At 69.9% G+C, this 229-nt stretch carries 1 pseudogene; it reads left to right on the top strand.

What is annotated here, in order from left to right:
- Nucleotides 1-229: pseudogene (locus SB773_RS35195) on the top strand (FAD-dependent oxidoreductase); the annotation flags it as partial.

The raw sequence follows: 229 nt of genomic DNA, 5'->3' as shown, positions 1-229 counted from the left end.
CGATGAACGACTACGTCGGGGGCCCGCTCTTCGGCGTCGACGACGCCGCCGTCCACTGGGATCGCTCCAAGGCGTTGAGTCGGTCGCTGCTCTACTGGCTGCAGACGGAGGCTCCTCGACCCGATGGCGGTGTCGGCTGGCCGGGGCTCCGCCTCGCACCACAGGTCACGGGGACGCCCGACGGGTTCGCGATGATGCCCTACTTCCGCGAATCCCGTCGCATCCGGGC

The sequence above is a fragment of the Bacillus sp. SIMBA_074 genome, assembly GCF_046534555.1.
GTDB lineage: Bacteria > Bacillota > Bacilli > Bacillales > Bacillaceae_G > Bacillus_A > Bacillus_A mycoides.
The sequence above is the reverse complement of the archived record's forward strand: the minus strand, read 5'-3'. Positions and strand labels throughout refer to the sequence as shown.